Here is a 14,698-nt window from a genome sequence, read left to right as displayed (position 1 = left end):
CTCGCGCAGCGGGCCGCCGCCCCCGGTCGGTTCGGGTGCGCCGGAGTCCGCCGCCGAGGCGAGCACCGCGGCCAGTTCGGGCAGCACGGGCAGCCCGGGGTCCGGGGCGGGCGGTCCGTAACGGACCGGTCCCCGGTCCTCGCGTACGGAGCGGTCGTCGGTCCGCCCGGTCCGCCGCCGCACCATCCGGTCCTCCTTCGCCGCCGCGCCGTCATGTCGGGCCCTTTGCACGTCAGGCCCTTTATACGAGGGATCGGGCGAGCGCGCCCGACGGGCGGGCGCCCCGCGGTGTCAGCCCGCGAAGGCCGTCTGGGGCAGTCCGCGCCCCGCGTCCGGCAGCACCAGCAGCGCACCGGAGAGCGGGTGCGGGGCGGTGAGTCCGGTGCGGGCGGTCGAGATGTAGAGGTCGGTCAGGGCGGCACCGCCGAAGGCGCACGCGGTCGGGCGGCGCACCGGCAGCGGGACGATGCGGTCCAGGGTGCCGTCGGGTCCGTACCGGCGCACCGCGGCACCGTCCCACAGGGCGACCCAGACGGCGCCCTCGGCGTCGACGGTCAGCCCGTCGGGGAGGCCCGCGCCCTGCTCGACGGTGGCGAACGGGCGCCGCCGCACGGCCTGTCCGTCCTCGACGTCGAGGACGTCGATCCGGCGTGTGGGGGTGTCGATGAAGTACATCAGCCGCCCGTCCGGGCTCCAGCCCATGCCGTTGCCGCACGACACGGCGGGCAGTATCTCGGTCGCCGTGCCGTCGGCCGCGACGCGGGTGACGTTTCCGCCGCCCTCGGCCCCGTCGTAGCGCATGGTGCCCGCCCACAGCGATCCGTCCGGGGCGACGGCCGCGTCGTTGCCGCGCCGCCCGGGCACCGGGTCGTGGACCAGCCAGCGGAACGTCCCGTCGGGGTCGTAGAGGCCGATGCCGTCGCGCAGGTGGACCGCCAGTCCGCCGCCCTTGCGGGGTTTGGCCGCGCCGACGTGCTGCTCGGTGGCGAGCACCGTACGGCGGTGGTCCACCGGGTCGTAGGTGTGCACGCGCGCGGAGAGGATGTCGACCCAGATCAGCCGGCCGGTGGCGGCGTCCCAGGTCGGGCCCTCGCCGAGCTCGGCCCGCTCGGGCACGGCCACGTCCAGGTGCGGTGCGTTCACTTCTGCCTCTCGTGGGCCCGGGGATGCCCGGGTGGACGGCGGCCGGAAGGCCGAACACAGCGTAATCACGTGCCTTCCGGCCCGGCAACGGCCCCTCGTCCGCATCGCAAGACACCTGTCTCAGAGTGCGACACAGCGGCGTACGGTGGCCGTACCGATCAGCGCTTCGCGACCGGTGCCCCGGCCGACGCGCGCCGGACGCCCGGCCGCGCTCCCGGAAAGGACGCTCCGTCATGCCGAAGGAGACCGCCGTCTACACCCACGGTCACCACGAGTCGGTGCTGCGCTCGCACCGCTGGCGCACCGCCGCCAACTCCGCGGCCTATCTCATCGACCGGCTCGCTCCCGGTCTGTCCGTGCTGGACGTCGGCTGCGGGCCGGGCACGATCACCGCGGACCTGGCCGCCCTGGTCGCCCCCGGCCGGGTGACCGCCGTCGACACCTCGGCCGAGGTGCTGTCCGGGGCTGCCGAGGCGACGGCCGAACGCGGCCTGGACAACGTGGAGTTCACTGTCGCCGATGTCCACGACCTGGATTTCCCGGACGACTCCTTCGACGTCGTCCACGCCCATCAGGTCCTCCAGCATGTGGGCGACCCGGTGCGGGCGCTGCGCGAGATGCGGCGCGTGTGCCGCCCCGGCGGCATCGTCGCGGCCCGTGACAGCGACTACGCGGCGATGGCCTGGTACCCGGAGGTTCCCGGTCTTGACGACTGGCTCGGCCTGTACCGCCGGGTGGCCCGTGGCAACGGCGGCGAGCCGGACGCGGGCCGCCGCCTGCTCTCCTGGGCCCGGCGGGCGGGCTTCACCGACATCACCCCGTCCGCCGGGAGCTGGTGTTTCGCCACCCCGGAGAGCCGGGCCTGGTGGAGCGGACTGTGGGCGGACCGCACGGTCGGCTCGGCGTACGCGGAACGGGCCGTCTCCGGCGGCTTCGCGAGCGCCGGGGACTTGGCGGCGATCGCCGACGTGTGGCGCGAGTGGGGCGCCCGGGAGGACGCCTGGTTCATGGTCCCGCACGGCGAGATCCTCTGCCGGGCCTGAGCCTGCCCGAGCACGCACCGGACCCCGCCGGAACCGATCTCATGGCGCGGGTCCGCCAACTACCCTTGGCGGCATGGACATTCAGGGAACCACTCTCCGGATCTGTGTCGACGACCTGGAGGCCGCCGCGGCCTTCTACCAGGAGCTCACCGGCAGTCCCGCGCTCCGCTTCGAGCGCGGCGGGGTCTCGGTCGCGGCGATCGGCTGCTTCCTGCTGATGAGCGGTCCGGAGCCGGAGCTGGAGATCCTGCGCAAGGTGACGGCGACGATCGCGGTGAAGGACGTCGACGAGGCGTACGCCGATCTCACCCGGGTCGGCGCCCGCATCCTGGCGGGGCCGGTGCCGACCCCGGTCGGCCGCAATCTGATCGCCGTCCACCCGGACGGTTCGGTCTTCGAGTACGCCGACCGGAACCCGGCGCCCGGCACGGGCCACTGAGCCCGGCCGGGCCCGTGTTCAGCGTGTGGGGCGCATCCGGAAGTCGTACGCGTCCGGCAGCGGCTCGTCGGTGATCCGGGCCCACACCTCGCCCAGGATCTCCGCGCCCTCGCGCAGGTCGGCGACCTCGAAGCCGGCGTCGAAGACGGCCCTGGCCGCGGCCCGGTCGCCCTCGGCGATCAGCAGCCGGGCCTCCAGCAGCCGGAAGCGGCCGCGCCGCCGGACCTCCGGGGGCAGCGCGTCCCACACCGTCCGCGCCGCGGCCGCGCGCCCGGCCGCCAGCAGCGCCTCCGCCGCCTCCCGGCCCAGCGCCGCCGCGGCCGCCGTCCACTCCTCGCCGCCCTCGCGCCGCGCGCACAGGTCCTCGAACGCCTCGGCCAGCAGGTCCGCCGCGCGCTCCCGCTGCCGCCCGTCCCCGGCGGCGACGCCCAGGCACCGCAGCAGCGGCCAGCGGGACGGGGCGAGCGCCAGCCCGCGCTCCCAGCTGCGTACCGCCTGGGCGCGGTCACCGGCATGCCACTGGGCGATGCCCAGGTGGTACTCGGTGAGCGGGTCGGCCGGTGCCGTCTCCAGCATGTCGCGCCAGTGCGGGGAGACCAGGGAGGGACCGGGCACGGCAGAACCGTCCGGGGTGGGGAAGGCGCCCTGCTCCAGCAACTCCAGCCAGGGGCCCTGCTGTTCACCGAGGGTGGACGCGTCGAACGGTGTGCCGGGCAGCTCGTGGCCGCCGCGCCGGACCTCCAGCGCGCCCCAGCCCGAGCCGGTGGCGAGCGACTCGCCGGGGGGCGTGTCGGCGCAGCGCCGCCAGGCGGTGTACGCGGCCTCGACGTCGGCGCGCGGCAGCACCCGGGCAAGCTGCTCCTCGGTCTCGGCACGGGCGGCCGCCCAGTCCTCACCGTGCACGGTGTCCGGGTCCGCGGAGAGCGGACCGTACGACTCCAGCCAGCTGAACTCACCGCCCGGTTCGAGCGGGACGTGCTCCAGCTGGGTGCGGGCGAGTCCGGCCTGGATCTCGGCGTAACCGGTGGTGCCGGGCTCGGTGAGCCACTTCTGCCAGCGTCGCCCGCCCGCGCCGGTGCCCCAGACGAACAGCTTCCGGCCGCGCAGCAGATCGGTGGAGGTCTGGACGAGCCCGTGGCCGTGCTCGTCGAGCGAGGCTATCCAGCGGCGGGCGCCGTCGGGCACCTCGTAGAAGTAGTCGGCGGGGAAGTCGCCGCGCAGCGGGTACGTACGGTCCACTGATCCGGAGACGGGGACCGGCACCCGGGCCAGGGTCCGTTCGTACCCGAAGTGCCACGCCTCGTCGGCGGGGGCCAGGACGCGGGTGCGTTCCCCTTCGGGCACGGCGATGTTGGACCACCAGTACACGGGCGCGGTCTGCTCGTGCGGATTGCGGACCCGTACGCCGACGTGCAGGAAGTCGGAGTCCCCGGGCAGCCACAGGTCGACCTGGAACGGCAGGTCGCGCAGCCGCTCCCACTCCCAGAGGCGGACCATCTCACCGCCGTCCGGCGCGGGGACCCGGGCCGCGTGGACGGGGGCGCAGGAGAGGGTGGTGTGGCCGGTGGCGCCGATGTTCCACTCGATGCCGCCGGAGAACCAGGCGCCGTTGAGCGCGAAGTCGGCGGGCTGGAGGACGGGGTTGGTGTAGAGCAGTTCCCGGCCGGTCGGCTTGTGGTGGAGGGAGTGGACACGGCCGCCGAAGCCGGGCAGCACGGTGGCCCGCAGCCGGTCGTTCTCGATGACGATCGTGTCGATCGCGGTGGGGGTGCGCTCGCGGCCGTAGCCGTCGAGGATGCGCACCGGCAGCACGGTGGTCAGGGGCCGGTAGCCGATCTGGCGCGCCATGTCGCGGGGCAGCGCGGCCCGTTCGCGCTCGTCGATCGTGTGCGTCCGATCGAGCGGCCGCAGCGCGGGCAGCGGATTCTCCGGGCCCGGCGGTGCGGCGGGCAGAGTCAGTACGGCACGTCGTACGGTCGTGGCCAAGGCAACCTCGCTCCCTCGCGCGGGCCGCCGGGGGTCCGGACGTCCCGATGACCATGGAACACGCTGGGCAACACCCTGACCAGGGGCACCGCTGTCAGACTTCGGCAAAAGCGGCCACCGCCCCGGCGCCCCGGAAATTCGGATGCGCCGCGCCCGTACCGCCGTAACCTGGCCCCGACCCCGTGCGCGCCACGAGCGGCGCGGCACACGTACCGGAACGCGGAGTGGAAGACGATGAGCACGCAGCACACCTACCGAGTGATCGTGCGCGGCACCTGGGACGGCCTGACGGACGCGGCCCGTGACCGGCTGCTCGCGGAGGTGGACGACCACGGGCTCAGCGCCATGCGGTTCACCGAGGAGGGCACGCTCACCTACGACCGGGTGCTCAAGCACTTCAGCTTCCGCTACGTGGTCGTCTCCGACGCCGCGGACGGCGAGGAGATGGCGGGCGCCATCGCCGAGGACCGTGCGGAGACCTTTCTGGACGGGCAGGGATACGGCCACGGCCCGCTGCGCTCCTCGGTGACGGACATGGACACCATGAAGGTCAACTACAAGGGGCGGTAGGCGTCGGGGCGGCGTGGCAGCGGACCGGGGGCCGCTGAAGGCCGCACCGGACGGGCGTTTCCCTGCTTTCAGCTCTGTCACGGGCCGGGCAGTCGGTTCATCGGCGACCCGTGACCGAGACGCGGGCGACGGAAGCCGTCCGGGCGTGCCGCACGACCGGACGACGTGCGCTTCCATGGGCGGGCTGACAGTGATCAGGCACGGCCCGGACCGAGCGGAGCCTGTCGGGCCCACACGCGGGACGGGCCGATGGCCCGCAAGCCGCCTGCTCGGCCACCCGCATCCGGGCACTCCCGGCTTCCTGGCCACCGGGAACGGATCCGCACCGCGGCGGCGCCCGCGCGAGCGGGGGAAGTTCTCGGACCAGCGTTCGTAGCGATGATGCGGCCGTCGGCATCCGGCGAGCCGGTCCGGGGGGTGCGCGTACGCCCCGCTCCCACGGACAACGACAGAGTTCGCACGATCGGCCACCTGACCGGAATGACGGTCACCGACAGCCGGGTGCCTCCCGGTTGACGCCCCCGTCGGAGCCTTCCTCGGCAGCTGGCCGGCCACCACATACGATATCCGAACCCCGCTCCACGCCTCCGCCGCCCTCCTCCTGGCGATGACCGCCGTCACGGCGTCCATGACCGGCAACCGCCGGGTCGAGGCGGCGCTGCGCGCCGCCGCACCGGCCGACGGTCCGGATCACCCGGAGTCCAAGGGCTCGGCACGGGAGAACGCGCCCGAGTCGTCGTGACGCCTGCCGCGAAGGCGTCACGACAGGTCAGGTGCCGCCCGGCGAAGCAGGACGAACGGCCGGGCGTCCGCGCGCGGGGCGGACGGTCTCGTCCAGTACGCCGGAAAGGCGGTCGAGAACGTGATGCCGGCCCTTGCCCATGCCGTCGTACGCCTGTCGGCCCGTCGGGGGGTCGAGACCGAATCCGGCATGGGTGACAACAAGGAGTGTTCCCCCGCCCTCCGGCCGAAGGGTCCGGGTGAGGCCGACGGGACAAGGACCGACGGCACGGCCGCCCTTCAGTGGGGCTGCCACGGCGCTCCGAACCAGCAGCGGGTCATGGAGCAGGGGGTCCTGGGGACCGCTGCGGTGACCGCAGGACCAGCAGAGTGATCTCGCTGGGCGCGAAGACGCGGAACGGCGGGCCCCAGAAGCCGGTGCCGCGGCTGGTGTAGAGAAGCGTGCGGGCGCCGTGGCGGCAGAGGCCCGCGACGGCCGGCTGGTCCATGCGGACGAGGTGGTGGAAGGGCCAGATCTGGCCGCCGTGGGTATGGCCCGACAGCTGGAGGTCGACGCCGCCCTCGGCGGCCCGGTCGATGAACTTGGGCTGGTGGGCCAGGAGGAGGACGGGCAGGGCGGGATCGGCGCCGTCCAGGGCCCCGGCGAGATGGGCGCGGTGACCGGCAAGGCCGGAGGACTCGGCGGTGACGTCGTCCACTCCGGCGACCACCAGGGTGTCGCCGCCGCGTTCGAGCAGTATGTGGCGGTTGCGCAGCGGCTCCCAGCCCAGCTCGCCCATCAGGTCGACCCAGCCCTGGGCCTCGCTGTAGTACTCGTGGTTGCCGGTGACATAGACGCGGGCGCGGGTGGCTCGTACGGTGCCGAGCGGCGCGGCCTGGGCGCGACGGCGGGCGGCCGTGCCGTCCGCGATGTCGCCGGTGTGGCAGACCAGGTCGGCCTCCAGGGTGTTGACCTTCTCGCAGACCCGTTCCGACCAGCGGGCGCGGTCGAGCGGCCCGTAGTGGGTGTCGGTGACGAGGACGACACGGGTGCCGTCCAGTCCGGCCCCCAGGCGCGGGAGCGGTACGTCGATCCGGCGCACCCGTGGCACCCGGCGGGCCTCGGCGTACCCCCAGGCGAGCAGCGCGGCGGTCACGCCGAGGACCCCCCAGGTGACGATGCGGGACCGGTCCTGTCCGTCGCCCACGTCGGCCGCGCCCAGGGCGGGGTACAGCAGGACGCCGAGCAGGACGGACCAGGTGAACAGCACCCAGCTCGCCCCGAGGAGGGTGTCCCCGACGACCGCCGCCCGGTCCTGCTGCCGCCTGCCGTGGCCGCGGACCATCGCGATCGGCATGACGGCCAGACCGAGGGCGAACAGGGCGCTGCCGCCCACCGCCACGGGGAGCGGCCAGTCCTGGCCGGCGTGCAGCAACACCCAGCAGGGCACGGCCCACAGCAGCACGGGGGCGATCAGAGGGATGTAGCGCATGAGGCTGCGCAGCCGGGTCGCGTGCGCCGCACCGTCCGCGGACCGGGCCTCGCTGGTGTCGGTCACGCTTTCCCTCCCTGGACAACCGGACTCCCGCCGCGCGCACTGTACCCGCTCGCCCCGGCGCCCCGGCGCGGAGCGGTGTCGGGGCCGCGTCGGCTCTCGGAATGCTTCCCCGGCCGGGGCAAGGGTGAAGCCGTCGGTGCCGGCGGCGGTCCGCCGGACCGTCCGGACCGCCGGGAAGACCCGTTGCGGTGCCCCGCGTCGGATGTCCGACGGACCGGCCGCCGTCGGGAGAGGAAACATGCGGACAGCGCCGCCCACCCCCTCGTCGCACACCGCTCGTCTTCGGCTGCGTGCCTTCGAGGACGCGGACGGTCTCTTCGCGCTGCACGGCGGCGCCCATGTTCTGCGCCACCGGGACTCGCCGCCGTGGACCGACCGCGCACGTGCCGGGAAGTTGCTCACGGGGTGCCGGCAACTGTCGCGGGAGGGCGCCGGGGCGCGGCCGGCCGTGGGCCGTGTCCTGGTCAGCCCAGCGGGTAGCCGACGATGCTGTGGGTGGCGGCCGGGCTGTCCTCGGTCGTGTAGTAGTGGCTGACCCGGCCGTCGAAGCGGGCGCTGTCCCCTGCGTGGAGGTCGTAGGGGACCTCGTCGACGACGAGGGTGACCCGGCCGGAGACGACCATGACGTACTCCACGGAGCCCGTGCCGTGCGAGCTGAGCTGGCTCTGGGCGTGCGGGTGGAGGCGGGAGCGGTAGACCTCGAAGCGGCTGTGGCCGTGGGCGGCGAAGAGGAGGTTGACCGCGCTCTCCCCGTCGGGCTCGTCGATCTCGCCGGCGCGCAGGATCTCCGGTTCGCGCAGCGATCCGCGCAGCAGGTCGGCGGGGTCGGTACGGAGCACGGTGGCTATGCGGGTGACGACGTCCAGCGTCGGATTGGCCTCGCCGCGTTCGATCTGGGAGAGCAGCCCCTTGCTGATCCCGGTCTCGGCGGACATCTCGCGCAGGCTCCACCCCCGGGCGAGGCGGCGGCGGTTGAGGTTCACCGACAGGGCGTCCCGTGCGAAGTCGCCGGTCGCCCGGCGGTCCGTCACCGGCTTCGGGCCGGGCGCGGCCGGCAGCGGGCCTTCGGGCACTGGCATCGCGGATGTCTCCTTCTGCCGGGTGGCGGTCCCGGTGAGCGACACCCCTGCTCCTCCGGCTCGTCGGTGCGGTGGCACGGGCCCGTGCGGGCGTCAGTTTAGGACCTGGCGGCGGAGGGGTCCAAGTCCGGTACGGCGTCGAGCATCCGGCGGGTCCACGGGTGCCGGGGGCTGTCCAGGACTTCGGAGACCGTGCCGCGTTCGACCAGCTCGCCGCGGACCATGACCGCGGCCTCGTCGGCGATCTGGCGCACCACCCCCAGGTCATGGGTGATGAACAGCACCGCGAACCCCTCGGCGCGCTGCATGTCGGCCAGCAGGTTGAGCAGTTGGGCCTGTACGGAGACGTCCAGCGCGGCCACCGCCTCGTCGCAGATCAGGAGCCGGGGCCGGACGGCGAATGCCCGGGCCAGGGCGACGCGTTGGCGTTCCCCGCCGGAGAGTCCGGCGGGGCGCCGCCCGGCGTAGGCGCGCTCCAGGCCGACCTGGTCCAGCAACTGCCCGACGAGTTCGGTGCGCCGGGCGCGGCGCTCGGCCCGCGAGTGACCGGGGACGCGTCCGGCGGCGGTCAGCGCCTCGGCCAGGGTGGCTCCGACGGTGCGCAGTGGCGGCAGCGAGGAGAACGGGTCCTGGAAGACGATCTGCACCTGCGAGGCGAGCCGCGCCCGCTCCGCGCGGGTGGGCAGCCGGCCGGCGGTCAGCGGGATGCCTCCGACGTCGACCCGCCCCTCGTCGAAGGTCTCCAGGCCCACGGCGATGCGGGCCAGAGTGGTCTTCCCCGAGCCGGACTCCCCGACGAGCGCGGTGATCCGCCCGGCGGGCACGGTCAGGTCCACGTCCCGGACGGCGGGGTCGCCGTCGTCGCGGAAGCTGCGGCGCACGCCGCGCACCCGCAGCGCCGGTACGGGGTCCTCGGCCGGGGCGGGTGCCGCTTCGGCCACGGCGTCGGCGGTCGCCGCCGGTCCGGGCGGCGGGGCGAGGTCGGCGCCGATCTCGTCCAGCCGTACACAGGCGGAGAGCCGTTCGCCGGTGTCCCGCGTCCCGGCGGGCGTGGGCGGCACCCGGAGCGTCACGGCGGTGGTGCGGCACTCCGGGGCGGCGTGCGGGCAGCGGTCGGCGAACGGGCAGCCGCCGGTGCGCGCGCCCGGCGGGGGTACTGAGCCGGGGACGGTGGGCAGCCTCTCGTACCGGATGTGCGCCGACGGCTCGGCCGCCAGCAGGGCGGCGGTGTACGGGTGGCGGGGCGCCCGGCGCAGATCGGCCGCCGGGCCCTGTTCCAGGACGGCCCCGGCGTACAGCACGTAGACCCGGTCGCAGGTGGCGAAGGCGACGGAGAGGTCGTGCGTGATGAGCAGCAGGCCCATGCCGCGGCGGTCCAGCAGGCCGCGCAGGAGTTCCAGGACGGCCCGCTGGTTGGCGGCGTCCAGGGCGGTGGTGGGTTCGTCGGCGACGAGCAGGTCCGGGTCACCGGCGAGGGCGGCGGCGGTGGCGACGCGCTGGCGCATGCCGCCGGAGAGTTCGTGCGGGTAGCGGTCGGCGACGTCCGGGGCCAGTCCGACCTCGGCGAGCCGTCGTACCGTCTCGGCGCGCAGGGCCGCGCGGTGGGCCCGCCGTCCCCGGGCCGCGGCGAGGGCGGGCAGGTCGGCGCGGAGCCCGTCGGCGATCTGCCGTCCGCAGGTGAGCTGCGGGTGCAGCATCGTGAACGGGTCCTGCATGAGCAGGGAGATCCGGCGCCCGCGCAGGGCGTGCCGTGCGGCCCGGGACAGCTCCCCGGTCTCCTGGCCGGCCAGCCGGACGGTGCCGCCGGTGACGGCGACGCCCTCGGGCAGCAGTCCGGCGACGGCGCGTACGGCGAGGGACTTGCCGCTGCCCGATTCCCCGACGACCGCGACGCACTCCCCCGCCGCGACGGACAGGGCGACCCCGTCCAGGACGGTGGCGGGTCCGGACGCGGCCCCGGTGGCGGCGATCCGCAGGCCGGTGACCTCCAGAAGGGGCGCGGCGTCGGTGTGGACCTCGGTCATCAGGGCCTCCGGTCGGAGAAGTGCTCGAACAGCCGGTCGCCGAGCAGGTTCACCACGACCGCGGAGACGATCACGGCGACGGCCGGTGCCAGGGCGGCGGCCGGGTTGTCGTACAGGAGGGTGCGGTTCTCGGCCAGCATCCGGCCCCAGTCCGGGGCCCCGGGCGGCACGCCCAGGCCGAGGAAGGAGAGCGAGGACAGGGCGACGATCGCACCCGCGAAATTGAGCATCGTGTTGGCCACGACGACCGGCAGGACGGTGGGCCAGATGTGCCGCACCATGATCGTCCGGGCGGGCAGGCCGAGGGTGCGGGCCGCCTCCACGTACGGTCGGTGGCGCTGTTCCAGGACCGCCGAGCGGACCAGCCGGATGTCCCCGGGCGAGGTCAGCACGACCAGGACGCCGACCGCGAGCGCGTACCCGCCGCCGCCGATCCCGGCGACGACGATGGTCACGAGCAGGGCGGGCAGAGCCAGCAGCAGATCGGCCAGGCGGCGTACGACGGTGTCGGCGGGCCCGCCGAAGTAGCCGGCGGTCAGTCCGAGCAGGTTGCCGACGAGCATGGACCCGACGGCGACCAGCGCGGCCCCGGCCAGGGTGCTGCGCGCCCCGGCGACCAGCATGTGCCAGACGTCGCGGCCGAGTTCGTCGGTGCCGAGGAGGTGCCCGTCGCCGGGCATGGCGCCGGTGGCCAGCAGGTCCTGCCGGTTCCAGTCGGGGAACACCCACTGTCCGGCGACGGCGGCGGCCACCAGGAGGGCGGCGAGCACGGCGCAGACAGTGGTGAGCGGGCCGAACAGCCGCCGCCCGGTGCGCTTCGCGGGCGTGGTGGTCACGGTGGCGGTCGGCGTGGTCATGCCTTCACCTCGGCGGGTTCGTCCGGCGTGCTCCGGCCGGGGCGGGGGTGACGGGTGCGGCCGGTGCGCAGCCGCGGGTCGACCAGCGGGTGGGTGAGGTCGGTGACGAGGGTCGCGAGACAGATCAGGGCGGCGAGCAGCAGCGCCTCGGCCTGGACGACGGGCACGTCCTTGAAGGTGACGGACTGCACGAGGAGCTGCCCGAGTCCCGGCAGCGCGAACACCTGCTCGACGAGCACGGTGCCTGCCAGCAGGTAGGCGAGGACGAGCCCGATGCCGGTGGTGACCGGGACGGCGGTGCCCCGCAGCACGTACCGGAAGAGCACGGTGCGGGTGGGTACGCCGCGGGCCAGGGCGAAGGTGACGTGTTCCCGGGCCAGTTCGCGGATGACGGCGGCCCGGACGAGTTTGATCAGCACGGCGGTCACGGCGAGGCCGAGGGTGATGCCGGGCAGCAGCAGATGGAGCAGCCGGTCGGTGCCGCCCGTGCCCGGGCCGTACGCGGGCAGCCAGCCCAGCATCAGCGAGAAGACGTAGATGAGGAGCAGGCCGCCGGCGAAGGCCGGGGTGGACAGGGCGAGGACGCCGAGGCTCTGTACGGCCCGGTCGACGGGCCTGCGGGCGCGCAGGCCGGCCAGTACGCCCAGCGGCAGTCCCAGCAGCAGGGCGACGGCGAATCCGGCCAGCACGAGCTGACCGGTGACCGCCAGCCGCTCGCCGAGCGCGGCGGCGACGCTCTCGCCGGTTCGGATGGAGGTGCCGAGGTCGCCGCCGAACGCGCCGGTCAGCCATCGCGCGTACTGCGTGACGAACGGTTCGTCCAGGTGGTGGGCGGCGCGTACGGAGGCCAGGGCCTCGGGGGTGGCGCTCCGGGTGCCGAGGAGGGTGCGGGCGGGGTCGCCGGGGGCGAACCTCAGCAGGGCGAACACGGCCGGTGAGAGGACCAGCAGCAGAGCGGCGGTGCCCGCGAGCCGTCGGATGACGTAGCGCGGCGGCAGGGCGTCGCCCAGCCGGGTGTGCCAGGGCGGTGGCGGGTCGGCCCGGAGGCGGCCGGGGTCGGTCACGGTGTGTCCTTCGTGCCGTGGTGGGCCGCCGCCCCGGATGCGGCGTACCGGGCGAGCCATCGCTCGGCGCGGGCGGTGGCGTCCAGCAGGTGGGCGGGGTCGGTGAACTCGTGTCCCTCGGCGGGGTAGACATGGAGCTCGACGGGGGCGGTGGCGCGGCGGGCCAGGGCGCGGTACAGCTCGTGCGCCTGGCCGGGCGGGGTGATCCGGTCGTGCTCGCCGTGCAGGACGAGGACGGGGGTCGCGGTGCCGGCGCCTTCGGCGAAGAGCGGGGAGCGGGCCAGGAGGGCGGTGCGTCCCTCGGGGGTGCGGGCGTCGCCGATCGCGTACGTCTCCTCGTAGCCGCCGCCGATCACGGAGGTGTGGGCGAAGCTCAGCCAGTCGGTGGGGGCGGAGACCACGACCGCGGCCCGGAAGGCGTCGGTGCGGGCGGCGGCGAGGGCGGCGAGGAAGCCGCCGTAGCTGTGGCCGAGCACGGCACTCCGGCCGGGCAGTGCCTCGCCCCGGGCGACCAGGTGGGCGACGCCGCCGAGGACGTCGTCGAGGTCGACGTCGCCGCAGGCGCCCACGACGGCGCGGGCGTGGTCCAGGCCGTAGCCGCTGCTGCCGCGCGGGTTGGGCAGCAGCACCAGCCAGCCGGCCGCGGCCAGGGCGGGTGCCAGGCCGAGCACGTCGGCCGGGGCGTATCCGGCGGACCACTGCCAGGAGGGGCCACCGTGCAGCAGTACGGCGAGCGGGCGTGCGCCGGGAGTCGCGGCGGGTTCCGTGTCAGATCCTGCGGCGGGGTCGGTGCCGGGGCCCGTGGCGGGTTCCGTGCCAGATCCTGCGGCGGGGTCGGTGCCGGGGCCCGTGGCGGGTTCCGTGCCGGGGGCGTCGAGCAGCAGGCCGTGCACCGGGGTGCCGTCGGACGCGGTCCAGGCGGTCTCGCGGGTCCTGACCCGGGCGAGGTCGCCGTGGCCCGCCTCCCGGCGAGCGGCGGACGGGTCCGGGGCGGTGACGGGCCGCCAGTTCCAGGCGCCCGGTCCGGAGGTCGCCGCGACGACGGCCCGGGGCGGTTCGCCCGGGGCCTCGCGGACGGTCGCGGCCCTCAGCCCGTCGGCGCTGAGGCTGAGGGCGGGCTGGGCACCGGCCCCGCTGAGCACGGCCCGCTCCTCGTGGAGCACGGCGGGAGCCCCGCCCCGGATCTCGGCGACCCGGCTTCCGGTGCCGCTCCAGCCCGCCGTCAGGAGCCGGTCCCCGTCGCGCGGGTGGAATCCGGTCCAGGTGACGTCCTCGGCGCCCGGGACCTCCGCGACCGTCGCGGCACGGCCGTCCAGGTCCACGAGGAGCGGCCGGCCCGCGACGATGGAGATGCCCTCGCAGACCGCCGCACGGCGTCCGTCCGGGCTGAGCGCGGGCGCCGCGAGCTGGCCGCGGGGCCGGTGGAGCGGGACTGTGCGGCCGTCGGCGAGATCGATGCGGACCAGGCGCGCGTGGTAGTAGCCGGCGGGCAGCGGGTCGTCGGAGACGGTGGCCACGACGGTACGGCCGCCGCGCCAGGCGGCGTTCCAGACGGTCAGCGCGGCGGGCCCGGCGTCCCGCAGTGCGACCGGCGCCGGCAGAACGGAACCGTCCACGCCGTCCGCGGGTCGCAGCGGCGCGTGGAGGAGTCGGCGCCGTCCGGCGTCCGGGCGGTGGGAGACGGGGGCGGGGGCCGGGCCCAGCCGGACCGGCAGCCCCAGGTTCATCCCGTCGCGCTCGGCCCCGTCGTCGGCCGCCAGCACCAGGACCTCGGTGCCGTCGTCGGAGACGTACAGCTCCTCCACCGCGCCGGGGACCACCGCGAGTTCACGGCGGTCGCCGGTACGGGTGTCCCAGGCGGTCAGCACCGGCGGGCCGGGCTCGACCGGTTCGGTGACCAGCAGGACCGTCCGGGAGTCCGGCAGCCAGCGCGGGGTGTGCCGGGTGCGTCCGGCCGGGTCGGACGGGCCGGTGGGCAGCGGGAGTTCGGGGCCGTCGGCCGGTGCGATCACGACGTCGGCGCCCCAGGGCCCGAGGACGGTGACCGCCACGCCGCGCCCGTCGGGGCTGATCCGGCTGTCCGACGGCGCGGTCAGCTCCGACATGGCCGTACGGACCCGGCGGACGGCTGCGGACGGCTCCGCGGCGGCGCCGGGTACCGGAGGGGCGGAGTGCATGGGCGTTCCGTTCGTGCTGCGGGCGTGGGCGGACCGG

Annotated in this window: 11 protein-coding genes and 2 pseudogenes; 4 read left to right on the top strand and 9 right to left on the bottom strand. The window is 75.3% G+C overall.

Annotated features, from left to right (window positions below; translation table 11 throughout):
• Positions 1–186 (bottom strand): annotated as a pseudogene (locus ACFCV8_RS11820) (pyridoxal phosphate-dependent aminotransferase); the annotation flags it as partial.
• 105 nt (positions 187–291) lie between these two features.
• Positions 292–1,143 carry an SMP-30/gluconolactonase/LRE family protein gene (locus ACFCV8_RS11815; RefSeq protein ID WP_376685148.1) on the bottom strand — a complete coding sequence of 284 codons (852 nt, stop codon included), beginning with the start codon at positions 1,141–1,143 and terminating at the stop codon, positions 292–294.
• Between the two features lie 233 nt (positions 1,144–1,376).
• Between ACFCV8_RS11815 and ACFCV8_RS11810 the strand changes: the two genes are divergently transcribed.
• Positions 1,377–2,186 (top strand): methyltransferase domain-containing protein, encoded by an 810-nt coding sequence (locus ACFCV8_RS11810; protein ID WP_376685147.1) that lies wholly within the window; start codon positions 1,377–1,379, stop codon positions 2,184–2,186.
• A 73-nt stretch (positions 2,187–2,259) separates the two neighbouring features.
• Positions 2,260–2,625 (top strand): VOC family protein, encoded by a 366-nt coding sequence (locus ACFCV8_RS11805; protein WP_376685146.1) that lies wholly within the window; start codon positions 2,260–2,262, stop codon positions 2,623–2,625.
• 18 nt (positions 2,626–2,643) lie between these two features.
• On the opposite strand, the gene ACFCV8_RS11800 is transcribed toward ACFCV8_RS11805, so the two are convergent.
• Entirely contained in the window at positions 2,644–4,611 is a 1,968-nt protein-coding gene (locus ACFCV8_RS11800) for a DUF5107 domain-containing protein (protein WP_376685145.1), read from the bottom strand.
• 234 nt (positions 4,612–4,845) lie between these two features.
• Between ACFCV8_RS11800 and ACFCV8_RS11795 the strand changes: the two genes are divergently transcribed.
• Entirely contained in the window at positions 4,846–5,181 is a 336-nt protein-coding gene (locus tag ACFCV8_RS11795; protein ID WP_376685144.1) for a DUF6204 family protein, read from the top strand.
• 517 nt (positions 5,182–5,698) lie between these two features.
• A pseudogene (locus ACFCV8_RS11790) lies at positions 5,699–5,923 on the top strand (MFS transporter); the annotation flags it as partial.
• A gap of 316 nt (positions 5,924–6,239) precedes the next feature.
• On the opposite strand, the gene ACFCV8_RS11785 reads toward ACFCV8_RS11790, so the two are convergent.
• The 6 genes from ACFCV8_RS11785 to ACFCV8_RS11760 form a co-directional block, all read right to left on the bottom strand.
• The gene (locus tag ACFCV8_RS11785; RefSeq protein ID WP_376685143.1) at positions 6,240–7,460 is read right to left on the bottom strand and encodes a metallophosphoesterase; all 1,221 of its coding nucleotides are present in this window, start codon (positions 7,458–7,460) and stop codon (positions 6,240–6,242) included.
• 464 nt (positions 7,461–7,924) lie between these two features.
• Entirely contained in the window at positions 7,925–8,539 is a 615-nt protein-coding gene (locus tag ACFCV8_RS11780) for a helix-turn-helix domain-containing protein (protein ID WP_376685142.1), read from the bottom strand.
• A 98-nt stretch (positions 8,540–8,637) separates the two neighbouring features.
• Positions 8,638–10,563 (bottom strand): ABC transporter ATP-binding protein, encoded by a 1,926-nt coding sequence (locus ACFCV8_RS11775; protein WP_376685141.1) that lies wholly within the window; start codon positions 10,561–10,563, stop codon positions 8,638–8,640.
• Positions 10,563–11,420, bottom strand: a complete 858-nt coding sequence (locus ACFCV8_RS11770) for an ABC transporter permease (protein ID WP_376685140.1) — start codon at positions 11,418–11,420, stop codon at positions 10,563–10,565. The genes ACFCV8_RS11775 and ACFCV8_RS11770 overlap by 1 nt, the downstream gene beginning before the upstream one ends.
• Positions 11,417–12,484: an ABC transporter permease gene (locus ACFCV8_RS11765; RefSeq protein WP_376685139.1), complete on the bottom strand. Its 1,068-nt coding sequence runs from the start codon at positions 12,482–12,484 to the stop codon at positions 11,417–11,419. The genes ACFCV8_RS11770 and ACFCV8_RS11765 overlap by 4 nt, the downstream gene beginning before the upstream one ends.
• Entirely contained in the window at positions 12,481–14,661 is a 2,181-nt protein-coding gene (locus ACFCV8_RS11760) for an alpha/beta fold hydrolase (RefSeq protein ID WP_376685138.1), read from the bottom strand. The genes ACFCV8_RS11765 and ACFCV8_RS11760 overlap by 4 nt, the downstream gene beginning before the upstream one ends.
• Positions 14,662–14,698: the final 37 nt, after the last annotated feature.

The sequence above is a fragment of the Streptomyces sp. NPDC056347 genome (assembly GCF_042262625.1).
Classification (GTDB): Bacteria; Actinomycetota; Actinomycetes; order Streptomycetales; family Streptomycetaceae; genus Streptomyces.
The sequence above is the reverse complement of the archived record's forward strand: the minus strand, read 5'-3'. Positions and strand labels throughout refer to the sequence as shown.